Below are 25,759 nucleotides of genomic sequence, written 5' to 3'. Positions count from 1 at the left end.
CGCGCATCACTTCCGTTGCGGACGTAGCATGCCGGGCATGACGACCACCCCGGACCGCAACCGCGTCCAACTGCCCGGCATCTCGTCTCGAGCCTACGAACACCCCGCAGACCGGTCCGCGCTGGTCGCTCTGCGTAAGTTGAGTGGGTTCGACACGGTTCTCAAGCAGATGTCCGGCCTCGTAAGCGAGCGCCGCCTGCGCCTGATGTATCTGGCCTCGGCCGTGCGCGTGAGCGAAACACAGTTCCGCTCGGTCTATGACATGGGCCGCGACGCCGCGTACATCCTGGATCTGCATCGGATCCCCGAGGTCTATGTCCAGCAGGACCCGCAGGTCCAGGCCAAGGCCATCGGCTTCGACGACCCGTTCATCGTCGTGACCACCGGTCTGCTCAACCTCATGAACGAGGAGGAGCAGCGCTTCGTCATCGGCCACGAGACCTCGCACATCCTGTCGGGGCACGCGGTCTACCGGACGATGCTCGACATCCTCACCATGCTCGCCGCCCGCGTCGCGTGGATCCCGCTCGGCTACATCGGCCTGCGGGCGATCGTCGCGGGCCTGGAGGAGTGGTACCGCAAGTCGGAGCTGTCCTCCGACCGCGGCGGCCTGCTCGTCGGCCAGGACCCCGAAGCGGGCAAGAGGGCGCTGATGAAGCTCGCCGGCGGCGACTACACCCACGAGATGAACATCGAGGCCTTCCTGGAGCAATACCAGGAGTACGACACCGCGGGCGACCTTCGCGACGGCTTCCTCAAGGTGCTCAACCTGCTCGGCACCACCCACCCGTTCGCGGTGGTGCGCGTGGCGGAGCTGGACAAGTGGCAGCGCAGCGGCGAGTACGACCGGATCATCGGCGGCGACTACCCGCGCCGCGAGGATGACCCCAACGCACGAGTGACCGACGAGATCAAGGCGGCGGCCGAGTCCTACCGCGCATCCTGGTCACAGTCGCAGGACCCGTTCATCGGCGTGCTGCGCGACGTGGCCGAGGGCGCCGTCAACGCGGGCGAGCGCATCTTCAACCGCTTCTCGCGCCGCGACGGCGGCCAGGGCTAGCCCGATCGCCGTACGCGCCCGATCCCGCTTGATCGGCCGCGTCCGGCCCGCCGCCCGATCGCCGGGCGGCGGGCCGAACCAGCACACGCATCGGCGAACGGCGCAGGTCGCCGAACCGGCACACGCATCGGCGAACGGCGCAGGTCAGAGCAGCAGGGCGAGTGCCCGCACGGCGGCCGCGCACAGGGCGACGAACCCGCCGAGCACGGCCAGCGCGCGCAGCCCCTCTCTGCGGAGATCAGGCAGCCGGCCGCCGATCCGCTCGATCTCGCGCCCGGTGATGCCTCCGCACAGCATCCCGAACACCACGCCTGCCACCGTCACGGGAGCGGGCTGCTGCCACCAGTCGGTGTCGATCTGACCGCCTCCGGTCACCCAGAGCGCTCCGCCCGACGCCACCGCGACGGGCACGCCCGGCCACACCACGGCGGTCGCCGCCGCCCCGGCCAGGGCCAGCGGGAACAGCAGCACGCGCAGCGCGACCCGCGTACGCGGCGAGCTGCGGTTTCTGATGAGCCAGTGGCTCATCCACAACGTCCTGGTCAGCACCACGAACACGGTCGTGATCGCGATGGAGGCGATCGGCCAGATCACCGAGGTCACCACGCACGGCACGGCCAGCACCGCGAGCAGCAGCAGGGCGCCATTGCCCGCGGGCAGCGTGGTGTGGGACTCCGTCGTGCGTTTGCTCTGCGGCTTGGCCCTGCTCCGGACGGCCGCCGCGGCGCTCTGGCGCGGCGTGGTCATCTTGGCGCGCGGCCCCGTGTTCTTCCCGTCGGCGCTCCCCCGGCTCCGCGGTGCGGGCACCTTCCCGTCCGCGCTCGTCCGGGGGCGTGCCACGGTCCCGTCCATCCGGCTTCGCGCCACGGCCCCGTCCGCCGCCGTGCCCGTCCTGGGCGAGCGCTGGCGGGCCGCGGCCTCGTCCGCGCCCGTGCGGCCGCGTACGGCTGCCCCGTCCTGGCCGGCGCGGCCGCGTGCCGCCGCTCCCTTGCCGTCCGTGCCGGTACGGCCGGCGTCGGCGGCCGGGCGACGGCGCGGCGCGGGCACCTTCCCGTCTGCGCCCGTGTTGTTGGGCCTGCCGCGGGCGGACTTGGCGGCCGCCTCGTCGGTGGTGCGGCCGCGCGCCGGCGTCGACCTGCCTGCTTCCTCGACCGCCTCGGGGGCCGCGGGCGGCTCGGGCTCCGTGGCGCTGGTGGCCTTGGCCAGCCGGGAGAGCCGGTCGGCCAGCAGCGCCGCCGTGGGCCGCTTGCCCGGCTCCCGGTTGAGTGCGGCCCGCACCAGCGGCAACAACGCGACCGGCACGCCCTTGAGGTCGGCCTGCCCGTTCAGCACCGCGTACATTTGCGCCTCAGCCGTGCCTCGCCCGAACGTCGGCCGCCCCGTGGCCGCGAACGCCACCGTCGCCGCCCACGCGTGCACGTCGGCCGGCGAGTCGACGTTCTCGTCGGCGAAGATCTCCGGAGCCGTGTAGCCGGGCGTACCGAGGAACGTGCCCGTCATGGTCAGCCGGGTCGCGTCGAGCACCTGCGCGATCCCGAAGTCGATCAGCACGGGCCCTTCGGTGCCCATGATGATGTTGCCCGGCTTGAGGTCGCGGTGCACGACCCCGGCCGCGTGGATGATCGCGAGCGCCGCGGCGATGCCCTGCGCCATGTCAACGAGGTGGGAGACGTCGAGAGGTCCGCTCTGGCGTACCTGTTCCAGCAGCGTGGCGCCCTCGATGTGCTCCATGACCAGGTAAGGTCGCGCGCAGTTGAGATCGGCGTCCAGCACCTTGGCCACGTAAGGGCTCTCGACCCTGCGCAGCGCGCGGACCTCGCGCTCGAGCCTGATGCGCGAGGTCTCGTCCTCTGCCAGATCGTGCAGGACCTTGAGCGCGACGCGCTCGCCCCGGCGGATGGTCGCAAGGTAGACCTCGCCCATCCCGCCCCGGCCGAGCCGCTCGACCAGGGTATACGGCCCGACCTTGCCGAGCTTGCTCACCGTCCCTCCCCGCCGGGCGCGCCCATAAGGGACACAACCCTAGCGCCGGGATACGAGTTGCCGCTCGAGGCACGCCGATGGTTTATCGACGTGTGTGGTCGGAGAGCATGGCGTCGAGCCCGGCCGTGGGCTCCTCCGACAGCCGCCTGCGGCCTTTCCTGCGCCAGTTGACGTGGCCGCGGCTCTCCAGCCAGAGCATGAGCCGGTCGGCGCCGAACAACACCGCGGCCGAGAAGACGAGGGCGACGACAATGTCCATGTCTCCCAGTCAAGCCGGGGCGAGGGGCGCCGGTCAGGCCGACACGCCGGTCAGCGTGTTCATGGCCTCACTCCGTGAGGCGGGCTCGGTCGCCATATGCCGCCGCCATCACCGTGCCTTCTGACGTGCGCATATGCCCATCACCGGTGTAGACCCACTTGGTGGACGTCAGCTCGGGCAACCCCATCGGGCCGCGCGCGTGCAGCTTCTGCGTGGAAATGCCGATCTCGGCCCCGAATCCGAACTCGCCCCCGTCGGTGAACCTGGTCGAGGCGTTGACCGCCACGGCCGCCGAGTCCACCAGCGCCACGAACCTACGGGCGGCCTGCTGCGAGCGGGTGACGATGGCGTCGGTGTGCCCGGAGCCGTAGCGCCTGATGTGCGCCACCGCCTCCTCCAGCGAGCCGACGACGGCGGCGGCGATGTCGAGCGAGAGGTATTCGGTGGAGAAGTCGTCCTCGGTGACGGGCACGACACCGGAGCCGTGGCGGGTGATCCGCTCGTCGCCGTGCACGGTCACGCCTGCCTCGGCGAGCGCCTCAAGCGCCTTGGGCACGAACGTGTCCGCGACGCCCTCGTGCACCAGGAACGTCTCGGCCGCGTTGCACACCGACGGCCGCTGCGCCTTGGCGTTGACCAGGATCTGCACGGCCAGGTCCACGTCGGCCTCGGCGTCGACGTAGACGTGGCAGTTGCCGACGCCAGTCTCGATCACCGGCACCGTCGACTCCTCGACCACCGAGTTGATCAGTGACGCGCCACCGCGCGGGATCAGCACGTCGACCAGGCCGCGAGCCCGCATCAGCTCCTTGACGGAGTCCCGGGTCTGCCCGGGCACCAGCTGGACGGCTCCGGCGGGCACCTCGGTGGCCTCCAGCGCGTCCTGCATGACTCGGACCAGCGCCGTGTTGGAGGAGTAGGCGCTGGAGGAGCCCCTGAGCAGGACCGCGTTGCCGCTCTTGAGGCAGAGCGCGGCGGCGTCGACCGTGACGTTGGGACGGCCCTCGTAGATGATGCCGATGACGCCCAGCGGCACCCTGAGCTGGCGCAACTCCAGCCCGTTGGGCAGCGTGGAGCCACGGACGACCTCGCCGACCGGGTCGGGCAGGTCGGCCACCTCGCGCACGGCGTCGGCGATCTTGGCAATCCGGGCCTCGTCGAGCCGCAACCGGTCGATCATCGCCTCGGACGTGCCCTGCGCCCTGGCCTGCTCGACGTCCTTGGCGTTGGCCTCGACGATCTCGGCCGCGTGCGCGACCAGGGCGTCGGCCACGGCACGCAGCGCCCGGTCCTTCGGCGCCCGCGGCAACGGGGCCAGCTCGGCGGCGGCCTCTCGTGCCGCCTGGGCGACCCTCAGGAACTCTGTGCTCATGGCTACGCTCCGCTGTCCAGGACCTCTACGGGTTAGTTGTGGGCTTCCAGTATGACGATGTCGTCGCGATGGATGAGCTCGCGTTCGTATTCCGGTCCGAGGGCGCTCGCCAGCTCTCTCGTGGAGCGCCCGAGCAGGCCGGGAATCTCGGCGGCGTCGAAATTGACCAGGCCGCGGGCCACCACGAGCCCCTGAGGCCCGCATAGGTCCACCGGATCGCCCGCGGCGAAGTCGCCTTCCACGGACGTCACCCCGGCAGGCAGCAGCGACTTGCGGCGCGTCACGATGGCCTCGACCGCGCCCTGGTCGAGGTGGAGCAGGCCGCGCCCGGTGGCGGCATGCGCGAGCCAGAGCAGGCGCGTGCCAGGGTGGCGACCCCCCGGGTGGAAGTAGGTGCCGACGTCCGCCCCGCTCAGCGCCCGGGCCGCGTGAGCGGCCGCCGTGAGCACCACAGGGACACCGGCCCCGGTCGCGATCCTGGCGGCCTGCACCTTGGTCACCATGCCGCCGGTGCCGACGCTCGCGCCGTTTTTGCCCAGCTCGACGCCGGCCAGGTCCTCAGGGCCGCGGATCTCGGCCAGCCGGCGGGCACCGCCCCGGCTGGGCGGGCCGTCGTAGAGCGCGTCCACGTCCGACAGCAGCACCAGCGCATCCGCCCTGATCAGGTGCGACACCAGCGCCGCCAGCCGGTCGTTGTCGCCGAAGCGGATCTCGTCGGTGGCCACGGTGTCGTTTTCGTTGACGATGGGCACGATGCCCAGCTCCAGCAGCCGGGTCAGGGTGCGCTGGGCGTTGACGTGGTGCGCGCGCCGCATCATGTCGTCGGCGGTCAGCAGGACCTGGCCGACGCGCAGGCCGTACCGGGCGAAGGAGGAGGTGTAGCGGGCCACCAGCACGCCCTGGCCGACCGAGGCGGCCGCCTGCTGGGTGGCGAGGTCACGCGGTCGCGCGCTCAGCCCGAGCGGGCCGAGGCCCGCCGCGATCGCCCCGGAGGAGACCAGGACGAGCTGCGTCCCGGCGCGGCGCCTCGCCGCCAGCACGTCCACCAAGGCGTCCACACGATCGACGTCGATCGTTCCCTGGGAGGTGGTGAGCGAGGAGGAGCCGACCTTGACAACGACCTTCGACGCCGAGCTGATCTGTTCCCGCACGTCTCGAAGCCTATCTGAGCCATGGTTCCGGACATTACTGCATTGACTGAATCACTTCATTGAATGTAGTCATTGACTCATGAGCGAACGGACCTATGTCGTCACAGGCGCCGCCTCGGGCATCGGCGCGGCCACTGCCGGCCATTTGGCGGCCACCGGAGCGCGGGTGATCCGCTGTGACGTGCGCGACGCCGAAGTGATCGCCGACCTGGCCGTCACGGAGGGGCGCGAGCGGCTCACCTCGCAGGTCAGGGCGGCGTCGGGCGGAAGGATCGACGGCGTGGTCGCCGTCGCGGGTGTCGGCCTGCCGTCCCCGCTCACCGTACGGCTCAACTTCTTCGGCACCCTCGCCACCCTGGAGGGCCTGCGTCCGCTCCTGACCGAGTCCGACCGGCCCCGCGCGGTGGCGGTGTCCTCGCTGAGCGCGATCGTGGCCGCGGACGAGAGCATCGTCGACGCCTGCCTGGCCCTGGACGAGGAGGCCGCGGCTACCGCCGCCGCCGCGGTCGTGGAGGCAGGGCAAGGCCGCATCGTTTACCCGTCCAGCAAGCGCGCACTCAACCAGTGGCTCCGGAGCGCCGCCGTCGGCCCTGACTGGGCGGGGGCGGGCATCCCGCTGAACGCGGTGGCGCCGGGCGTGGTCGACACGGAGACGGCCCGCAGAACGCTCCTGGCCGACCCGGCCACGACCGAGCTTGTGGCCGCCGCGATGCCTCAGCCCTTGGGCTTCCCCGGTCCGGTCTCGGCCGTCGCGTCCCTGCTGGCGTGGACGGTGAGCGCGGACAACTCCTTCATGACCGGCCAGATCTTGTACGCCGACGGCGGCGCCGAGGCCGCCCTCCGCTCGTAAACCGCTCCCACCCCCGCACCCATCTGGCGACGCATAGGGCGCCCTCTCGGCGCCGCTCCACGTGCCCGGTTGTCCCCACACCCCGCGCGGCCACCCACGGCGCCCGCAACCGCTCGGCACCTGGTGGAAACCCAGGCGGCCCGGCCGGAGCGGCCGGAGCCCGCTACGCAGGCCGGCCGCCCTCCCAGGTCAGCCGGAGCGGCCGGAGCCGGCTGTGTAGGCCGGCAGCCCTCTCAGGTCCTACCCGAGCCGGTTGTCGGAGCCGCGCGGCCCTTGGCGGACCGACTCGGCGTGCAGCGTGGGCTGCCAGTCGAAGACGTACCCGCCCTCCATCGGCCCGATGACCACCTCGGCCCCCGCGGCGGCGCCGGCCTTGGCGAGCTCCTGCTCGACCCCGAGCCGCTCCAGCCGGTCGGCGAGGTATCCGACCGCCTCGTCGTTGGTGAAGTCCGTCTGCCTGATCCACCGTTCCGGCTTCTCGCCGGTGATCTGGAACAGGTTCTCGTTGACCCGGCGCACTCGGAACCCGGCGTCGCCGAGCTGCTTGGGCCGGATCACGAGCCGCGTCGGCTCCTCGATCGGCTTGTTGGCCCGGGCGGCCGCGACCCACTCGCCCATCGCGTACGTGAGCTCCCGCAACCCGTCATGGGTGGCCGCCGAGATCGTGAACACCTGCAGCCCCCGCGCCTCGAACTCGGGCGTGACCAGCTCAGCCAGCTCCCGAGCGTCCGGCACGTCGGCCTTATTGAGCACGACGATCCGCGGCCGGTCCTCGAGCTTCCCGTACGCCCGCAGCTCCGCCTCGATCACCTCGTAATCCGTGATCGGATCGCGCCCGGGCTCCATGGTGGCGCAGTCGATGACGTGGACGAGCATGTCGCACCGCTCGACGTGCCGCAGGAACTCGTGCCCGAGCCCCTTGCCCTGCGACGCCCCGGGGATCAGCCCGGGCACATCCGCCACGGTGAACACGTTGTCCCCTGCCGTCACCACCCCGAGATTGGGGATCAACGTGGTGAACGGATAGTCGGCGATCTTCGGCTTGGCCGCGCTCAGGGCAGCGATCAGCGACGACTTGCCGGCGCTCGGGAACCCGACCAGCGCCACGTCCGCGACGCTCTTCAGCTCCAGCATGACGTCGAGCCCGTCGCCCGGCTCCCCGAGCAGCGCGAACCCGGGCGCCTTCCGCTTCGTGCTGGCCAGGGCGGCGTTACCCAGCCCGCCGTGCCCGCCCTGGGCGATCACATACCGGGTGCCGGCTCCCACGAGGTCCACCAGCACCTCGCCCGTGTCGGCGTCCTTGACGACGGTGCCGTTGGGGACGGGCAGGACCACGTCCTCCCCGTTGGCGCCGTCCCGGTTGGAGCCCTGCCCCTGCTTGCCGTTGTCGGCGTTGCGATGGGGCCGCCGGTGGTAGTCGAGCAGGGTTGCGGTGTTGGGATCGACCTCGAGGATCACATCGCCGCCGCGTCCGCCGTTGCCCCCGTCGGGGCCGCCGAGCGGTTTGAACTTCTCCCGGTGGATGGAGGCACACCCGTTCCCCCCGTCACCGGCCTTGATATGCAGGACCACCTGGTCCACAAAGTCCGGCATGCCGTTCTCCTCCATCGCCCCACCAGGGGCCTCTCATAGTTCCCACACAACGCAAAAGGGGTGGATCGAAACCGCTCGATCCACCCCAGAAGATCCCCAGGTCGGGAGGAGGAAATGCTACTCCGCGACGGGAACGATGCTCACGGCCCTGCGGCCGCGCTTGACGCCGAACTGCACGTGACCGGCGGCCAGCGCGAACAGCGTGTCATCGCCACCACGGCCGACGTTGTCACCGGGGTGGAAGTGGGTGCCACGCTGGCGGACGATGATCTCGCCCGCGTTGACCAGCTGGCCACCGAAACGCTTGACGCCCAGGCGCTGCGCGTTGGAGTCACGGCCGTTCCGGGTGGACGACGCGCCCTTCTTGTGTGCCATCTCTCAAACTCCCGATCAGGCCTGGTCGATACCGGTGATCTTCACCTGGGTGTACCGCTGACGGTGACCCTGGCGCTTCTTGTAACCGGTCTTGTTCTTGTACTTGAGAATGCGGATCTTCGGGCCCTTGGTCTCACCGAGGATCTCGGCGCTGACCGTGAACTTGCCCGCCTCGGTCGTCACGTCGCCATCGTTGACGACGAGCACCGTCGGCAGCGAAACCGAAGAGCCGACCTCGCCGGCGACCTTGTCCACCTCGAGGACGTCACCGACGGAGACCTTCTGCTGCCTGCCGCCGCAACGAACGATCGCGTACACCGCGGAACCCTTCTACTGACTCGCTGTTGTCACGGCCATCCCCCAACGAGGATGGCCGCCGAATGCTGCGCCTTGTCATTCGGTCCTGTCTCGAACCGACGATCCGAGTAGGCGCGCCAACAGGGCACGTCACCTGACGCACCGATTTACCAGGGTACCGGATGAGCGGTCCCCCAGGCGAACCGGACGGATCGTCGGATGTCCGCCGAGGGCTACTCGGCGGACTTAGCTCGGCGGGAGCGTCGCCGCCCCCTGCCAGAAGTCTGACCCGCTTGGTCGTCCTCTGCCGGGACGTCTTCAAGCGCACCGGTCACCGTATCACGGCCTGCGGACTCCTTGGCCGCGGAAACCTTGTCGGAGACCGCCTTCTCCACGGCCATCTTCCCCTGCGTGCCGCGCGGCTCCGGCTTGGACTCCACCGGCTCCGTGGAGACCAGCAGGCCACGCCCGTTGCAGCACTCACACGGCGTCGAGAAGGCCTCCAGGAGCCCCTGACCGACCCGCTTACGCGTCATCTGGACCAGACCCAGGGAGGTCACCTCGGCCACCTGGTGCTTGGTCCTGTCGCGCGCCAGGCACTCCAGGAGCCGCCGCAGAACCAGGTCCCGGTTCGACTCCAGCACCATGTCGATGAAGTCGATCACGATGATGCCGCCGATGTCGCGCAGCCGGAGCTGGCGCACGATCTCCTCGGCCGCCTCCAGGTTGTTCCTGGTAACGGTCTCCTCGAGGTTTCCGCCCTGTCCGGTGAACTTGCCGGTGTTGACGTCGACGACGGTCATCGCCTCGGTACGGTCGATCACCAGCGAGCCGCCGCTCGGCAGCCACACCTTGCGGTCCAGTGCCTTGCCGAGCTGCTCGTCGATCCGGTACGACTCGAAGACGTCGCCGTCGCCCTGCTCGCCGTCCCACCTCGACAGCCGCTCGCCCAGGTGCGGCGCGACGTACTTGACGTAGTCGTCGACCGTGTCCCAGGCCTCCTCGCCCTGCACGACCAGCGAGGTGAAGTCCTCGTTGAAGACGTCCCGTACGACCCTGATGGTCAGGTCGGGCTCGGCGGACAGCAGCTCGGGCGGGCTCGCCGACTTGGCCTTCTTCTGGATGCTCTCCCACTGGGCGGACAGCCGGGCCACGTCGCGGGCCAGCTCGTCCTCGGAGGCGCCCTCTGCCGCGGTGCGTACGATCACGCCGGCGTTCTCGGGCATGACCTTCTTCAGGATGCTCTTGAGCCGCGTGCGCTCCTTGTCGGGCAGCTTGCGGCTGATGCCGGTCATCGAGCCGTCGGGCACGTAAACCAGGTAGCGCCCGGGCAGGCTGATCTGCGAGGTGAGCCGCGCGCCCTTGTGCCCGATCGGGTCCTTGGTGACCTGCACGAGCACCGACTGGCCCGACTTCAGCGCCGACTCGATCCGCTTGGGCTGGCCTTCCATTCCGGCGGTGTCGAAGTTGACCTCACCGGCGTACAGGACAGCGTTCCTGCCCTTGCCGATGTCCACGAACGCCGCCTCCATCGACGGCAGCACGTTCTGGACCTTGCCGAGGTAGACGTTGCCCACGTAGGACTGGCTGGCCTCGCGGTTGACGTAGTGCTCGACGAGCACGCCGTCCTCCAGCACCGCGATCTGCGTGCGGTCGCCCTGCCTGCGCACCACCATCATGCGGTCGACGGACTCGCGGCGGGCCAGGAACTCCGACTCCGTGATGATCGGCGGGCGCCTGCGGCCCAGCTCGCGGCCCTCGCGGCGCCGCTGCTTCTTGGCCTCCAGCCTGGTGGAGCCGCGCACGCTCTGCACGCCGTCGGTGGCGGTGTCGAGCGAGGCCGCCCGGCCGGATCGCGGCGCGCGGATGCGCACCACCGTGTTCGGCGGGTCGTCGCTGGCCGGCTCAGGGGTCTCGTCGGAGCCGCGGCGGCGACGGCGACGACGGCGACGCGACGTGGAGCCCTCCTCGTCCTGGGCCTCCTCGCCCTGCTCCTCGTCGGTCTCCTCCTCGGACTCCTCGCTGTCCTCGGCTTCATCGCGCTCGCGGGCCTTGCCACGGCCGCGACCGCCACGGCGGCGGCGACGCCGCCTGCCACCGGCCTCTTCCTCCTGCTCATCGGAGGTGTCGACGTCGGCCTCTTCCTCGCTCACGGCCTCCTCGGCCACGTCCTCCGCCTCAGCGGGGCGAGCTTCGGGGGCAGCGGGCTGCGGCTCGGGCCGCCGGACCACGGCGGGCTTGGCCTGGCTGGGATCGGGCGCCTGGAACAGCGGCGCGAAAATGGCCGCCGGCCGCTGGAACGCGGTGCCGCCCGCCTCGTCCTGCGTGCGAGCCGCGAACCCGAACGGGTCGACGAGCAGACTCGGCCGCTCGAGCTCCTCGTCGAGGTCCTCGCCTGCGGGCTCATCGTCGAGCGGCTCGTCCTCGGGCAGGATCTCGATGATGTCCTCTTCGCCCTCGACGTCACCGCCGGAAACCACCGCCTGGGCACCGGAAGCGTCCGCCTCGGCGGCTTTCGGGCGCGAAACCGCCGCGCCTTCGGCCTCCGCTGCTTCGGCACCGACCCCGGCGTCACCGCCGGCTGCCGCTCGCGCCGCAGCGCCACGCCCGGCGCGCGTCCTGGTGCGGCCGGTCCGCGGTGCGGCGGCCTCCACGTCACCGGCACCAGCCGTCTCCCCGGCAACCGCCTCGTCGACGGCGGCGGGAGCCTCGGGCGCCACGGTCTCTTCCGGCTCGGCCTTCTTGCGCGTGGTCCTGCGCCGCTTCACGGGCGCCGCCTCGGCCTCGGCGGGCACAGCACCCTCCGGGAGCGCTTGCGCCTCTTCCGGCTGGTCCTCGGCGGCCTTCTTCGTGGTGCGCCGCCGCGGAGTCGTCGCGGTGGACCGGGTCCTCGTAGCCCTCTTGGGCTTGTCTTCGGCTTCGGCGACGGCTTCGGCCAAGACACCCTCGACCGGGCTCTCTACAGTGCTCTCTCTTGGGGCCTCGCCGGCCGTGGCGGCAGCAGCCGCCGCGAGAACGTCAGGATCAGGCTCGCCGGCAGCGCGCTGCACGACGGTGCGTTGCACCGGCGCGCCCTCCGCGACCGACGGCGCGGCCTGCGCGGCGGGAAGGGTGACCGGAACGGAAGCCGGCTCCTCGGGCAGCTCGGGCGGCGGACCGGCCGGGCGGCTGGCGGAGCGGCGACGCGCGGTCACCTTGGTCTGTTCAGTTGTTTCCCCGTCAGGGCCAGTGGCCCCGGCGTTGGGCTCGTTGTCGAGCATGCGGGCGCTCTCCCGTCAGCTCCCGGGCGCGTCGCCGCGCCGCGCAGGAGCCCTCGTGTCTCAGTTGTCCGCCAGCGCCTCCATGTCGGAGGCACGGGCGCCAAGTCCTGTCAGCGGTCGTGCCCGGCTCATGCTGGGCGCGTCCTTAACCGACGGCGTGCTCACCCGCCGGTCCCGCCTCGCCGCCGCGCGTTGTGTCGCGGTCCAGGTCGAGCGGATCGGCAAGCGCACCGGTGCTGACGTCGAGCGGCCCCTGCGCCAGCCTGGTCACCTCTGGGGGAACCGGCGGCGCGAAGTCGGCCACAAGGCGCAGCCCTGTGAGCACATCGTCGGGTCGTACGGCAGGCGTCATGTGCCGAACAACCATGCGCAGTATGACACACGGTCCTCCAAGCACCTGAGCTGCGATTCTGTCCGTTCCCTCGGACACCGTCAGCCCCAGGACGGCCTCGCGCGCGTCGAAGCGACGGGGGCCCTTCTTGGTGAGGCGCTCGACCTCCACGGTGCCCGCCGCGAGGAACTTCTCCGCCGCCACCTCGGCGAGCTCGCGGTCGGCACCAGGCAGCCGCACCTCCCAGTCGGAGACCTCCAAGCGGTCGGCCAGTCCGCCCTGACCCGCCTCCACGACGTCGATCACATCGAGCCCCGGCGGCAACGACCGGTCCAAACCGGACCTGACCTGCTCGGGGTCGCAGTGCGTGGTGACACCGATCTCGAGGTATTCGGCTTCGCTGGCGACACCGGTCGGCGCCGCGCCCGCGTAGGAGATCTTCGGGTGGGGCGAGAATCCCGCGCTGTAAGCCACCGGAATGCCGGCACGGCGAACCGCCCTCTCGACGGCCCGCGAAATGTCGCGGTGGCTGGTGAAGCGCAGGCGGCCGCGCTTGGCGTAACGCACGCGAAGGCGCTGCACCGTGGGCGCGGGCGGAGGCCCTTCGGGAACAGGTTTCAGAGCTTGTCGTCCTTCCCTTGTCAGAGTTCCTTCTTTTCAGGTCCCTTCGTCTCAGGATAAGCCGCCCCAGCGTATGTATGTGTACGCCGAGGCACGGCTCGCCCACTGAGCGCGCTAGACCACCGTCAGAGGAAGGAGTTTTCGCCCCGTGGGACCGATTTGAATTTCTGTGCCCATGGTCGGGCAGACGCCGCAGTCATAGCAGGGAGTCCAGCGGCAGTCCTCGACCTCGCCGCCGGAGACGGCCTCCTGCCAGTCCTGCCACAACCATTCGCGGTCGAGCCCGGCGTCGAGGTGGTCCCACGGCAGGACCTCGTTTTCCTCCCGCTCACGCGTGGTGTACCAGTCCACGTCGATGCCGGCCTTCTCGGCGGCCGCCATCCAGCGCTCGTAGGAGAAGTGCTCGCTCCAGCCGTCGAACCTGCCGCCGCCCTCCCAGACGGCGCGGATCACGGCCGCGACCCGGCGGTCGCCACGTGACAGCAGGCCCTCCACGATCGAGGGCTTGCCGTCGTGATAGCGGTAGCCGATGGCCCGGCCGTATGCCTTGTCGCTCCGGAGTGCATCACGCAGCGCCCTGAGCCGCCGGTCGACGGTCTCGTGGTCGGCCTGCCCGGCCCACTGGAACGGCGTGTGCGGCTTGGGCACGAAGCCGCCGATGGAGACCGTGCAGCGGATGTCGCGGCTGCCGGTGGCCTCGCGGCCCGCCTTGATGACCTTCTTGGCCAGATCGGCGATGCCCAGCACGTCCTCGTCCTGCTCAGTGGGCAGGCCGCACATGAAGTAGAGCTTGACCTGCCGCCACCCCTGCGAATATGCCGTGGTGACGGTGCGGATGAGGTCTTCCTCGGTGACCATCTTGTTGATCACCTTGCGCATCCGCTCCGAGCCGCCCTCCGGCGCGAACGTCAGGCCCGAGCGCCTGCCGTTCCTGGAGAACTCATTGGCCAGGTCGATGTTGAACGCGTCCACCCGCGTCGACGGCAACGACAGCGAAGTGTTGGTGCCCTCGTAGCGGTCGGCCAGGCCCTTGGCGACGTCACCGATCTCGGAGTGGTCGGCCGACGACAGCGACAGCAGCCCGACCTCGTTGAAGCCGGACTCCTTGATGCCGTTTTCGACCATCGCCCCGATCGTGGTGATCGACCGCTCGCGCACCGGGCGCGTGATCATGCCTGCCTGGCAGAACCGGCACCCGCGGGTGCAGCCGCGGAAGATCTCCACGCTGAACCGCTCATGCACCGTCTCCGCCAGCGGGACCAGCGGCTTCTTCGGATAGGGCCACTCGTCCAGGTCCATCACGGTGTGCTTGTGCACCCGCCACGGCACGTCGCGCCTGTTGGGCGCGACACGCTTGATGCGCCCGTCCGGGTGGTAGTCGACGTCGTAGAACTTGGGCACGTAGACGCCGCCGGACTCGGCGAGCCGCATCAGCAGCTCGTCCCGCCCGCCGGGCCGGCCCTCGGCCTTCCACTCGCGGATGACCTCGGAGATGGCGATCGCAATCTGCTCGCCGTCGCCGAGCACGGCCGCGTCGAGGAAGTCGGCGATCGGCTCGGGGTTGAAGGCCGCGTGGCCGCCCGCGAGCACGATCGGGTCGTCCTCGCCCCGGTCGACCGCGTGCAGCGGAATGCCGGCCAGGTCGAGGGCGGTCAGCATGTTGGTGTAGCCGAGCTCGGTGGAGAACGACACCCCCAGCACGTCGAAGGCACGCACCGGCCGGTGCGCGTCGACGGTGAACTGCGGGACGCCCTCGGCCCGCATGAGCGCCTCGAGGTCCGGCCACACCGCGTAGGTGCGCTCGGCCAGAGTCCCGGGCAGCTCGTTGAGAATCTCGTAGAGGATCGCCACGCCCTGGTTGGGCAGCCCGACCTCGTAGGCGTCCGGGTACATCAACGCCCACCGCACGTCGGCGGAGTCCCAGTCCTTGACGGTCGAGTTGAGCTCACCTCCCACATACTGGATCGGCTTCTGCACCTTGGGCAGCAGCGCTTCCAGGCGGTGGAAAATCGACTCGACAGGCATACGGTCCAGGGTAGCGGCGGTCAGACGGTGGCAGGTCCGGTGATGTCGATGTCATTTCCGCTGAGCACCAGGACGTGGTGCCCTTCGTAGCAGGTCAGCTCCACGGCGATCACGCCGCTTTCCAGGTTGTGCAGGGCGACCACGTGGTTCGCGGGCAGCAGAAAGCGCTCCTCGCACTCATCGCAATAGGCCAAGAACATACATCTAATTAAACGACTGGCCGCGCATCTTGATGGCTTGCAGAAGCCCAATCGCGATGAGATTCGCGAATGTCGCGGTCCCGCCATATGACACGAACGGCAGCGGCAGCCCGGTGATCGGCATGATCCCGATCGTCATCCCGACATTGATGAACGTCTGGAAGGCGAACCAGCACACGATCGTCCCTGCGACCAGCGTCCCGAACCGGTCCTCACACTTCCTGGCGATCTTCAGCCCGCGCACCAGCACCACGCCGAGCAACAACACGACGGTGACCGACCCCAGGAACCCGAACTCCTCTCCCGCCACCGTGAAGATGAAGTCGGTGTGCTGCTCGGGCACGAACCTGCCGGTCGTCTGCCCGCCGCCGAGCAGCCCCTTGCCCAGCAACTGCCCGGATCCGATGGCGATCAGCGACTGAGTGCTGTTGTAGCCCACTCCGCGCGGATCGACGCTCGGATCCACGAACGCTGTGAACCGCGCCACCTGGTATGGCTCCAGCATCTCGAATTTGAACACCGCGAAAATCCCGGCGGCGGCCACCAGCGTCATCGCGATGATCACTCGCTTGCGCACGCCTCCAATGATCAGCCCAGCCGCCGTGATCACGGCCAGGACCATGGCCGTGCCGAGATCGGGCTGGAGCATCACCATTCCCATCGTGATCACCGCGGCCACGAGCGCCAGCGTGACGTCGAGCCCGCGGGGCCGATCGGTGCCCTCGGCCGGCTGCGCCAGCAGCATCGCGATGATCAGCAGCAGCCCCACTTTGGCGAACTCCGACGGCTGCACCGCGAAACCCCCGCCCAGCAGGATCCACGAATGTGACCCGTTGATCGTCGCCCCTAGTGGCGTGAGCACCAGCCCCAGGCCCACCAAGGACACCAGGAACACCAGCGGCGCGTACGCCCGCATCGCCCGGTGGTCGATCGTGGCCACCACCGCGCACAGCACCACTCCGATGACCTCGTTGAGCAGGTGCTTCTTCACCAGTCCCGTGGCTCCGGGCGCCCAGGTCCTGGTGGAGGACCACACCAGCAGCGTGCCGATCACGCACAACCCGGCAACCGCGACCAGCATCAGCCCGTCGAGCCGGCGTATCGTCGAATTCTCGTGCGCCATCCGCCGCAGGAGCGAGGGCCGCCGGATGACAGCGGTACGCGCGATCATCCCGGGACCACCGTCCCGTCCGGCCTGAACGTCGGCAGCTTGGTGGTCAGCTTCCCGCCGGGCACGGCCGCGGGCCGCTTGATGCCGTAGATGCCCTCATAGATCTCCCGCACGGCCGGCGCCGCGGTCTGCGAGCCCATCCCGCCCTGGGAGACCATGACGACCACCACGTACTGAGGGTTCTTCGTGGGCGCGAAGGAGGCGAACCAGGAGGTGTCCTTCTTGCCCCACACCTCCGCGGTGCCGGTCTTGCCACCGATGCGGACCTTGTTCATCGGGAACCCGGCGAACGCCCCCGCCGCGGTGCCGTCCTGGGCGACCTGGCTCAGCGCGTTCTTGATGTAGAGCCGTTCCTTCTCGCTGAGCGGCAGCTTGCCCACCACGGGCACAGGGAAGGTCCTGACCACCTTACCGTCGGGCCGCACCTGCGCCCATCCGATGCGCGGGCTGCGCAGCTTCCCGTCACTCACCAGCGCCATGTATGCCCTGGCCAGCTGCATCGGTGTGACCAGCACGTCGCCCTGGCCGATGGAGAAGTTGGCCGAGTCGCCCGGCCGCAGCAGGAATCCCTCGGTGCAGTTTTCCAGCGCCAGCCGCTTGAGGAACTCGGCCCGCGCCCGGTCCTTCACCTCCGGATATCCCTTGCGCGACCGCTCACAGTTGATCGCGCTGGTCCTGTTCCACAGATCCCGCTTCCAGGCGCGGTCGGGAATGCGGCCGGCCGACTCGCCGGGCAGGTCCACGCCGGTCGGGCTGCCGAACCCGAACGACCTGGCCATGTTGGAGAACACCTCTTTCGGCTTCTTCTTCGGCTGCCGCCCCCCGTCCTTGAGGTATTGCTCGTACGCCGCCCGGTAGAAGATCGTGTCGCATGACTTGACCAGCGCCGTGTGCAGGTCGAGGGTCCCCAGGCCGATGCCGCGGAAGTTGTTGAAGGCCCGGCCGCCCACCGTGTAGGAGCCCGGGCAGCCGTATTTGCCATTGAGCGGATAGCCGGCCCGCAACATCGCCGAAACGGAGGAGATCTTGAACGTGGAGCCCGGCGCGAACTGGCCGTTGATGGCCCGCGACACCAGCGGCTTACCGGACTTGTCCGACAGCAGCCATTGGTATCCGCGGGCCGAGATCCCGCCACCCCAGATCGCCGGGTCGTAGCCGGGCGCGCTGGCCACCGCCACCACCCGCCCCGAGCGCGCGTCCAGCACCACCCCGGCCCCGCCGTCGGCCGCGGGCGCAGACTTCATCGCCTTGTTCAGTGCCCTCTCGGTGATCGTCTGGATCCGCGAGTCGATGCTGGTGACCAGGTGGTCGCCGGGGATGGGCGGCACCTGCTCCTCCAGCCCGAGGGCCTTGCCCATCCGGTCCACCTGCACCCTGCGCAGGCCCGACTTGCCGCGTAGCGCGTCGTCGTAGACGTATTCGAGCCCGTCGCGCCCGGCCAGGTCCACACCGGAGAAGCTGGCCTTGAGCCCTTCGCGTTGCTCCAGCTCCTGCTCGGTCACCGGTTGCAGGTAACCCAGCATCTGCGCGCCGGCCCTGCCGCCGGGATATTGCCGCACGGAGTGGATCTCCGCCGTCACGCCGGGAAACTCCTCCTGCCGCTCCAGGATCTGCAGCGCTTTGCGTGGGTCGACCTTCTCATCCAGCGGAACCGGCTGGTATGGCGATCCCGTCCAGCATGGCTTGCCCACCCCCGGCCCGCACGGCGTGATGCGCTGCTGCAGGTCCGCGACCGGCATGCCGAGCACCGCGGACAACTTGCGCAGCACCGTCATACCTCCGTCGGGCATCCGCGACAGCATGGCCCGGTCCACGGACACGACGAGCGCGGTCTTGTTGCGCACCAGCGGCCGTCCCGACGAGTCGAGGATCTGCCCGCGCACGGCCGGCACGATGACCGTCCGCGTCCTGGTCTCCGTCGCCCGCGTCACGAACTCGTTTCCGCGCACGACCTGCACCTGCCACAGGCGCACAGCCAGCACGACGAGCAGCACCAGCACCAGCACGTGCAGCACCAGCAGCCGGGCCCGCATCCTGATCATGTCGAGTACCTCGACCATCTGCCCCGCGTCGTCAGCCAGATCACGATCGGCGACACGAGCAGCGTGTAGACGACGGTGACCGGCACCTGCTCGATCAGCGTGGACATGGTCACCCGGGGATCGGAGATGAGCATGCCCACGGCCGCGGCCAGCAACGGCGCCAGCAGGACGCACAGCACCACGGTCGTCACCGGCCCGCCCGCACCGCGCCCGGCTATGTAGCCGGCGAGCGCCAGCACGAACGCGTATTGGCCCACCAGATGCGCGGTCGGCGGCATGACGTCGACCAGCAGCCCGGCGAAGAAGCCGAGCATCGCCCCGGACGAAGCCCCCCGTGCCAGCGCCGCGCCGACGACGGCCAGCAACACCAGGTCAGGCGCGCCCCCCGCCGGCAGTGGCAGCCGATTGACCAGCATGACCTGAGCCAGCAACGCCAGCAGCACGGAGATCCCGCCGATCACAGCGCCCCCTTCCGACCGGCCCTTCCACTCACCGCGCCCCCTCTCGGCCGACACCGCTCGACCGCCACAGGCGCGGCCCGCCGGCACCTCCGGACGCCTTCAGTCACATCAGCCACATGCCGCCACCCGATCAGCGCTCCCGACCCGATCACCGGGACCCCTCCTTGGCGGGCAGCACCGCGTCACGCTTGGCAGGCAGCACCGCGTCACGCGGATCCCGCTTGGGCGCCTCCACCACCACACCCACCACGTCGAGTGCCGTCAGATCCGCATACGGCCGGGCGTACGCGATGCGGGTCAGCTCCCCAGGGGTCGACTCCACCCGCTCGATCACCCCGATCGGCACCCCCGGAACGTACGGCCGGCCGTTTTGGGAGCCGAAGCTGACGATGCGCGCGCCCCTGGTCAGCGGCGCTGTGGAGTCGAGGAGGCGGAACTGGACGAGCCTGCCGTGCTCCCCCACCCCGTGCACCACCCCGATCTCCCTCCCGCCCTCCAGCCGCGCTCCCGCGGCCGAGGCCGGATCGCTGAGCAGCACCACCGTCGACGTGCGGGCGGATGCGTGGATCACCCGGCCGACCAGCCCGTCACCATTGAGCACGGTCATCTCAGACTGCACGCCGTCACTGGTGCCGGCGTCGATCTGGACAGTGTCCTCGAACCCCGGCTGCCCGCGCCTGGCGACCACGTTGGCCGCGACGACCTTGTATCCACCCGTCCCCGACAGCCCGAGCACCTTCTTGAGCTCGTTGGCGCGGGCGCCGTCGAGCTTGCCCGTCAGCAGCTCCGTGCGCAGCTTCGCATTCTCCTCCTTGAGCACCTCGATGCGTTCCTGGGCGCTCGGCGCCGTCAGGATGGCGCGCACGAACCCGCCGACCGGCCGCACCAGCCCACTGCCGAACTGCTCGGCCGTGCCGAACACCCATGCCCCGGCAGCGCGCAGCGGACGCAGCGGCGAGCTCTCGCCGGTGCGGTGGTCGATGGTCAGGATGACCAGAGCCGCCGTCAGCAGCGCTCCGAGGATCAGCCGGGCCCGGCGCGAGTCTCTCATCAGTGTCGCGACTCCGGCACCAGGACGTCTTGGAGCGCCTCGAACTCCTCGGCGCACTTGCCCGAGCCGATGGCCACCGAGTCGAGTGCGTTGTCGACGAGGTGCACCGGCATGCCCGTCTCGGCCTTGACCCGCTCCTCCAGCCCCTTGAGCAGGGCGCCTCCGCCGGTGAGCGCGATGCCGCGGTCCATGATGTCGCCGGACAACTCGGGCGGGCACTTGTCGAGCGTGCTCTTCACCGCGTCCACGATCGCGTTGACCGGCTCCTCAATGGCCTTCCTGATCTCCTCGCCGGACACGATGATCGTCTTGGGCAGCCCGCTGACCAGGTCGCGGCCGCGGATCTCCGCGTGTGCCTCCTCACCGTTGGGGCAGGCCGAGCCGATGGCCATCTTGATCTCCTCGGCGGTGCGCTCGCCGAGCATCAGGGAGAACTCCTTCTTGGCGAACGCGATCACCGCCTGGTCGAGCTCGTCGCCGCCGATCCTGATCGACTGGCTGGTGACCACGCCGCCCATCGAGATGATCGCCACCTCAGTGGTGCCGCCACCGATGTCGACGACCATGTTGCCGGTTGGCTCGTGCACGGGCAGCCCCGCCCCGATGGCGGCGGCCATGGGCTCCTCGACGATGTAGACCTTCCGGGCGCCCGCCTGGTAGCCGGCCTCCTTCACCGCGCGCTGCTCGACGCTGGTGATGCCGCTGGGCACGGCGATGATGATGCGCGGCTTGGCGAAATGCCGACGCCTATGCACCCTTTGGATGAAATATCGCAACATGCGCTCGGTGACGTCGAAGTCGGCGATCACACCGTCCTTGAGCGGGCGGACCGCGATGATGTTGCCGGGCGTGCGACCGATCATCCGCTTGGCCTCGATGCCAACCGCAACGATCTTGCCCGTAGTGGTGTTGATCGCCACGACTGACGGCTCGTTGAGCACGATGCCCCGGCCGCGCACGTAGACCAACGTGTTGGCGGTGCCCAGGTCGACCGCCATGTCACGGCCGAGGAACGCGAGCTTGCTGCCCATGGGGAACGGAGCCCTCCGTAACGTCGTTCGCGAGTGACTACGGAATGAATTCGAATCGTAACGTGACGTACCCGCCGATGGGTGCGATCAGGCCCCGCGCTCCTCAAAAATCTCCAGCCTCAACCTCAACCGCAATTTTGCCCGGATTGCACCACAACATCCGGCCGGTAGCTGGAACGTTCCAAAGGCCTGGACGACGCACCGCCGACACTGCGCCACAGCGTACGGCAGCCTGCCGACAGAAACCTCGCCGCCCCGCCCAGCCCAAAAACCACGCGCCCGTGCCAGCTGTACTGCTGGCACGGGCGCGGGAGGAGCGCGAAGCGGCTAGAACCGGTCCGGGAAGAAGATCTTGATCTCCCTGGCGGCGGACTCGGGGGAGTCGGAGCCGTGCACGACGTTCTCGCCGATCTCGAGCGCGTGGTCGCCGCGGATCGTGCCGGGCGCCGACTTCACCGGGTCGGTGGCGCCGGCCAGCGCGCGGAAGGCCTCGACGGCGCGCGGGCCCTCGAGCACCATGGCCACGAGCGGGCCCGACGTGATGAACTCGACGAGCTCGCCGAAGAACGGCCGCTCGGCGTGCTCGGCGTAGTGGACCTTGGCGGTGTCGGCGTCGAGGGTGCGCAGGTCCATCGCCACGACCTTGAGGCCCTTGCGCTCCACACGGGCGATCACGTCACCGATGAGGCCACGCTTCACCCCGTCGGGCTTGATCAGGACAAGAGTGCGCTCGGACACTTGAAGTTCTCCTTCGAACAGATCGGGGTCGCGGCTATCGGCGCCGGCCGCACCGCGAGGACGCGTCACGGGGGCATCGGCCCGCGCGTCGCCGTAGCTGGGCCCTCAGCTTACCGCCCCGCGCCCGTATCCTCGTTTCCCGTGCGGATCTCGGCGGTCTATGGGGATGTGGTGTCTTCAGGCGATTGCCCTGGCGGCGGCACGGCAGGCACCGCCCCCTCGGAGCCGGGCGCCTCGTCGCCGTCGCGCCGCGATTCCCCCTTGTCGAAGGCTCCCTGAGACGACGCGGGCGCCACGACCCGCGGCACGATCCCGGTCGGCCCGTCCTCGTCGCCTGCTTGGTCCTCGCTCCCGCCAGGCACGTCCTCGCCGCTGTCGTCGTCGCTCTGCGAGGCGTCCCCCCACTTACGCCTGCCGCCCTCGCTGCCTCCGCTGGACGCCTCCGCGACCCCGACGGCCGTCCGGGCACCGCCCTCGGCATTCTGCGACGGGCCCGCACCGTCTCCAGCCGGCGCCTCTCCATCATCGCCATGCTCTGGTCCCGTACCCGAAGGTGGCGGATCACCCTCCACCCGGATCAGCGTCTCCGCGCCGGGCCGCCGTACCATCACAGCCGCGAGCACGATGATCGCCACCAGAAGGAAGCCGCCGACCAACGCCCACCACCGCAGCGCCCCGACATAGTTGTCGACCAGCTCCTGAGCCGACCGTACGCCGTCCAGCATGACCATCTGCACACCCGTGCCCAGCAGGAAACCGGCCAGCACGCCGGCGAAGCACAGCGACAACCCGAACGCCGCCGTCCCGTACCCAACCTCCTGCAGCGTGGCCGTCAAGGCCACCGCCGCCCCCATGGCGAGCAGCGTGAACGGCACCGCCAAGACAACACCGTCGGCCGACGGCACCACCAGCCGCACCGAAGACAGCCCCCCGACCATGGACAACAGCCCCAGTGGCGCCAGCCACCGTCCAGCGGCGCGCGCGAACCGCCGCACCACGACCGACGCGCCGACCGCCAGCACTCCGGCGACCGCGAAGGGGATCCAGAGCCCACGCAGCCCGGGCCCGCCGAGGCCGCCCATCTCCACCAGCGTGACCTGCGCCGCGCTCGGCACCAGCACGACACCGACCGCCACCATCGAGTACGCCAGCGTGCGGCTCTCGCCCGTGCCGATCGAGGCCAACGCCAGCAGCCCGACGATCGCCGTGGCCGCCAGCATGATCACCGGGACGGCCCGCCACCCTTCGGTCGCGGTGCTGATCGCCACGACTGCGATGCCCGCCGCGGGCACGGCGGCCAGCAGCAGCCGGCTGCGCTCCCGTAGGTGGAGGCAAGGCTCGGCGGGACGGCCGAGGAGCGTCCAAGCGAGCAGATAGACGGCCGCCAGGCCCAGCGCCACCCCCGTCACCAGCGGGTACGGCTGCAACGTCACCTTCCAGCTGCTCACCTCGTCGAGCGGCCAGAGCGCGAGCGCCTGGGCGGCGAGCAGGCTCAAGCTGAACACTCCCACCCACAAGGCCCGCAGCACCGCCACGCGGCCCCAGACGGCCGCGAGAGTGGCGGGCACGATGACCCCGGCCCCAATGCCGCGCAGCACGCGGACGGCTCCGACAACGAGCTCAGAGGCGGCGTATCCGCCTGCGGCGTCGGAAAGGGCCACCAAGGCCAGGCCGCCGAGCATGAGAGGGGCCGCCTTGACTCGCCGCAGCGCCACGGCCGCGAGCGGGACGGTCAGCATGAGCGCGGGCAGGGCGAGCCCGTGCATACGCATCAAGCCGACCTGATCGATGTCGCCGGGCAGCAGCTTGGCGACGACGGAGAGCGTGTTGGGGATCGTGATGATCGCCAGTGGCAGCGCGGCCACGACGAGCAGCCCGAGCACCGTGTTCAGCAGCCACGGGTGCCTGGGGCCGGCCGGACGGGGCGACCGCTGGATCGGGGGGACGGCCATGTAGGCCGACTTTAGCGGTTAGTGACGCCCTCGACACGGCGAGCGACGATAATCGCCGTGATCCATAGTGCCGCGAAGATAGCTCCGAGGAAGAACATCGCTGTCACCAGGAAACCCGTGCAGATCGCCAGCACCTGTACGACGCTGCCGAGGACATAGCCGAGGGGCCTCTTGAGCAGGCCCGCGGCGACCACGCACAACACGGCCAGCCCGATGCCGACGCTCACGGCCAGCGGGGGCGCGACCCCGCCCACGGTGATCGCCACGGGCGTGATCAGTCCCGCGACAATGGCCTCCATGCCGAGCACGCTGGCGCCGAGGCGGCGCATCCCGGGCGTGACTTGGAAGTCCTTCATCGCGAACCACCCACTTTGCGACATGACGGCCATTAGGAGCCATCCACGTTTAGGAGCCGCCGCGCGTCGCCGGCGGTGACGACGGACCCGGTGATCAGCACCCCTGTGCCGCTGAACTCGCCTTCCGCGTCGGCGATGCCGATCCCCTTGTCGATGGCGTCGTCGAGCCGGTCCTCGATGTGCACCCGGTCCTCGCCGAAGAGCGGCTCCGCCAGCGACGCCAGCTCGTCGGGCGACATCGACCGAGGAGACGAGTTACGCGTTACAACGATCTCGTCGAGGACCGGCTCCAGCAGGTCGAGCAAGGTGTGGACGTCCTTGTCGCGCATGACCGCGACCACCCCGATGACCTTGGCGAAGTCGAACGCCTCGTGCAGCCCCTCCAGGGTGGCCTGCATGCCGCCGGGGTTGTGCGCGGCGTCGATCACCACCGTCGGCGTGCGGCGCACGACCTCCATGCGCCCTGGAGAGGACGCCTGGGCGAACGCCTGCCGTACGAGCTCGACGTCGAGGGGGTCATCACCAGCGGTCAACGCCTCGACGGCGGCCAGCGCGCAGGCCGCGTTGCTTGCCTGGTGAGCACCGTAGAGCGGCAGGTAGACCTCATCGTATACACCCTTGAGCCCCCGCAGCGTGAGCAGTTGGCCGCCCAACGCGACCTCGCGGCTCATCACCCCGAACTCCAGCCCTTCCCGCGCCACGACGGCCCCCACCTCGGCCGCCCGCCGCATCAGCACCTCCGCCGCGGCCAGCTCCTGCTGGGCCAGCACGGTCGTCGCGCCGGGCTTGATGATGCCGGCCTTTTCTGAGGCGATGCTTGGGATGTCCGGCCCGAGCCGATCGGTGTGGTCAAGGGAGATAGGCGTGATGACCGACACGATGCCGTCCGCCACATTGGTGGCGTCCCACGACCCGCCCATCCCGGCCTCCACGACCGCGACATCGACTGGGGTGTCGGAGAACGCCGCGAAGGCCATCGCGGTCAGCAGCTCGAAGAACTGGATACGCCGCCCCTGGGCATCAGTGAGCTCTACATAGGGGGCGATCTCTTCGTATACCTCGGCGAACCGCTCCTCACTCAGCGGCTCTCCGTCCACCGTGATCCGCTCGCGCATGGATGTGAGGTGAGGGCTGGTGAACCGCCCCACCCGCAAGTTGCGCTCCCGCAGCAGCGCCTCGGTGAGCCGCGCCGTGCTCGTCTTTCCGTTGGTGCCGGCGATGTGTATCACCGGGTATGCCCGCTGCGGAGAGCCGAGCACATCCAGGAGGGCCGCGATCCTGTCGAGCGTCGGCTCGAAATCCCACTCGACGCCACGCTCCATGATCGCGCGTTCAACCGCACGATAATCCACAACTCAACCCTACTGACTGCCCGCGGCAGTCCGTACTCGCCCTCGCTCCCGAGGGCACAACGCAAGAAGGGCCCGCGACCATGCCTGGTCCGGGCCCTTCTTATAAAGATTGTCCGGCGGTGACCTACTCTCCCACACCCTCCCGAGTGCAGTACCATCGGCGCGGGGAAGCTTAACTTCCGGGTTCGGAATGTAACCGGGTGTTTCCTTCCCGCCATAACCGCCGTA

General features: G+C 69.8%; 22 protein-coding genes and 1 rRNA gene. 2 read left to right on the top strand and 21 right to left on the bottom strand.

All coding sequences use genetic code 11. The annotated features are described in order from the left end of the window. The first annotated feature begins 28 nt into the window (after positions 1-28). The gene (locus Q9G87_RS59010; protein WP_371826013.1) at positions 29-1,060 is read left to right on the top strand and encodes a M48 family metallopeptidase; all 1,032 of its coding nucleotides are present in this window, start codon (positions 29-31) and stop codon (positions 1,058-1,060) included. A gap of 144 nt (positions 1,061-1,204) precedes the next feature. Here Q9G87_RS59010 and Q9G87_RS59005 read toward each other — a convergent pair whose 3' ends face one another. From Q9G87_RS59005 to proB, 4 genes are all read right to left on the bottom strand, one after another. Beyond that, positions 1,205-3,043, bottom strand: a complete 1,839-nt coding sequence (locus Q9G87_RS59005) for a serine/threonine protein kinase (protein WP_305925445.1) — start codon at positions 3,041-3,043, stop codon at positions 1,205-1,207. Between the two features lie 82 nt (positions 3,044-3,125). Further along, positions 3,126-3,302 (bottom strand): hypothetical protein, encoded by a 177-nt coding sequence (locus Q9G87_RS59000; RefSeq protein ID WP_305925444.1) that lies wholly within the window; start codon positions 3,300-3,302, stop codon positions 3,126-3,128. Between the two features lie 67 nt (positions 3,303-3,369). Beyond that, positions 3,370-4,674, bottom strand: a complete 1,305-nt coding sequence (locus Q9G87_RS58995; protein WP_305925443.1) for a glutamate-5-semialdehyde dehydrogenase — start codon at positions 4,672-4,674, stop codon at positions 3,370-3,372. Positions 4,675-4,706: 32 nt separating this feature from the next. Continuing rightward, entirely contained in the window at positions 4,707-5,825 is a 1,119-nt protein-coding gene (proB, locus tag Q9G87_RS58990; protein WP_305925442.1) for a glutamate 5-kinase, read from the bottom strand. 79 nt (positions 5,826-5,904) lie between these two features. Between proB and Q9G87_RS58985 the strand changes: the two genes are divergently transcribed. Further along, entirely contained in the window at positions 5,905-6,675 is a 771-nt protein-coding gene (locus Q9G87_RS58985; RefSeq protein ID WP_305925441.1) for an SDR family oxidoreductase, read from the top strand. Between the two features lie 240 nt (positions 6,676-6,915). Here the strand turns inward: Q9G87_RS58985 and obgE are convergent, their stop codons facing one another. From obgE to rrf, 17 genes are all read right to left on the bottom strand, one after another. Next, the gene (obgE, locus tag Q9G87_RS58980) at positions 6,916-8,268 is read right to left on the bottom strand and encodes a GTPase ObgE (RefSeq protein WP_305925440.1); all 1,353 of its coding nucleotides are present in this window, start codon (positions 8,266-8,268) and stop codon (positions 6,916-6,918) included. A 117-nt stretch (positions 8,269-8,385) separates the two neighbouring features. Further along, on the bottom strand, positions 8,386-8,643 hold the full coding sequence (gene rpmA, locus Q9G87_RS58975; protein ID WP_012893687.1) for a 50S ribosomal protein L27: 258 nt from the start codon (positions 8,641-8,643) through the stop codon (positions 8,386-8,388). 15 nt (positions 8,644-8,658) lie between these two features. Continuing rightward, positions 8,659-8,961: a 50S ribosomal protein L21 gene (gene rplU / locus Q9G87_RS58970; protein WP_049575732.1), complete on the bottom strand. Its 303-nt coding sequence runs from the start codon at positions 8,959-8,961 to the stop codon at positions 8,659-8,661. A gap of 212 nt (positions 8,962-9,173) precedes the next feature. Next, positions 9,174-12,200, bottom strand: coding sequence for an Rne/Rng family ribonuclease (locus Q9G87_RS58965; protein ID WP_305925439.1), 3,027 nt, complete (start codon positions 12,198-12,200; stop codon positions 9,174-9,176). Between the two features lie 145 nt (positions 12,201-12,345). Beyond that, positions 12,346-13,098, bottom strand: coding sequence for a TIGR03936 family radical SAM-associated protein (locus tag Q9G87_RS58960; RefSeq protein ID WP_305925438.1), 753 nt, complete (start codon positions 13,096-13,098; stop codon positions 12,346-12,348). 168 nt (positions 13,099-13,266) lie between these two features. Further along, positions 13,267-15,177, bottom strand: coding sequence for a TIGR03960 family B12-binding radical SAM protein (locus tag Q9G87_RS58955; RefSeq protein WP_305925437.1), 1,911 nt, complete (start codon positions 15,175-15,177; stop codon positions 13,267-13,269). Positions 15,178-15,197: 20 nt separating this feature from the next. Continuing rightward, a complete protein-coding gene (locus Q9G87_RS58950; RefSeq protein ID WP_305925436.1) occupies positions 15,198-15,377 on the bottom strand; it encodes a hypothetical protein in 180 nt (59 codons plus the stop codon). Between the two features lie 4 nt (positions 15,378-15,381). Further along, the gene (gene rodA, locus Q9G87_RS58945) at positions 15,382-16,548 is read right to left on the bottom strand and encodes a rod shape-determining protein RodA (RefSeq protein ID WP_305925435.1); all 1,167 of its coding nucleotides are present in this window, start codon (positions 16,546-16,548) and stop codon (positions 15,382-15,384) included. After that, complete coding sequence (gene mrdA, locus Q9G87_RS58940) at positions 16,545-18,608, bottom strand: penicillin-binding protein 2 (RefSeq protein ID WP_305925434.1); 2,064 nt, start codon at positions 18,606-18,608, stop codon at positions 16,545-16,547. Before mrdA ends, rodA begins: the two co-directional genes overlap by 4 nt. Further along, positions 18,587-19,051 (bottom strand): rod shape-determining protein MreD, encoded by a 465-nt coding sequence (mreD, locus tag Q9G87_RS58935; protein WP_305925433.1) that lies wholly within the window; start codon positions 19,049-19,051, stop codon positions 18,587-18,589. Before mreD ends, mrdA begins: the two co-directional genes overlap by 22 nt. 148 nt (positions 19,052-19,199) lie before the next feature. Next, positions 19,200-20,102: a rod shape-determining protein MreC gene (mreC, locus tag Q9G87_RS58930; RefSeq protein ID WP_305925432.1), complete on the bottom strand. Its 903-nt coding sequence runs from the start codon at positions 20,100-20,102 to the stop codon at positions 19,200-19,202. Beyond that, the gene (gene mreB / locus Q9G87_RS58925) at positions 20,102-21,133 is read right to left on the bottom strand and encodes a rod shape-determining protein (RefSeq protein ID WP_305925431.1); all 1,032 of its coding nucleotides are present in this window, start codon (positions 21,131-21,133) and stop codon (positions 20,102-20,104) included. Before mreB ends, mreC begins: the two co-directional genes overlap by 1 nt. A gap of 327 nt (positions 21,134-21,460) precedes the next feature. Next, positions 21,461-21,871, bottom strand: coding sequence for a nucleoside-diphosphate kinase (ndk, locus tag Q9G87_RS58920; protein WP_138669422.1), 411 nt, complete (start codon positions 21,869-21,871; stop codon positions 21,461-21,463). Between the two features lie 158 nt (positions 21,872-22,029). Continuing rightward, positions 22,030-23,823, bottom strand: coding sequence for an ICP22 family protein (locus Q9G87_RS58915; protein WP_305925430.1), 1,794 nt, complete (start codon positions 23,821-23,823; stop codon positions 22,030-22,032). Between the two features lie 11 nt (positions 23,824-23,834). Next, positions 23,835-24,179 (bottom strand): DUF4233 domain-containing protein, encoded by a 345-nt coding sequence (locus Q9G87_RS58910; protein WP_305925429.1) that lies wholly within the window; start codon positions 24,177-24,179, stop codon positions 23,835-23,837. 32 nt (positions 24,180-24,211) lie between these two features. Further along, positions 24,212-25,501, bottom strand: a complete 1,290-nt coding sequence (locus Q9G87_RS58905; protein ID WP_305925453.1) for a bifunctional folylpolyglutamate synthase/dihydrofolate synthase — start codon at positions 25,499-25,501, stop codon at positions 24,212-24,214. 141 nt (positions 25,502-25,642) lie between these two features. Then, positions 25,643-25,759: ribosomal RNA gene (rrf, locus tag Q9G87_RS58900) — 5S ribosomal RNA — on the bottom strand.

Origin of the sequence: Nonomuraea turcica, assembly GCF_030718205.1 — a bacterium.
Classification (GTDB): Bacteria; Actinomycetota; Actinomycetes; order Streptosporangiales; family Streptosporangiaceae; genus Nonomuraea.
Note: the sequence above shows the minus strand (reverse complement) of the source record. Positions and strands in the feature narration are given on the sequence as shown.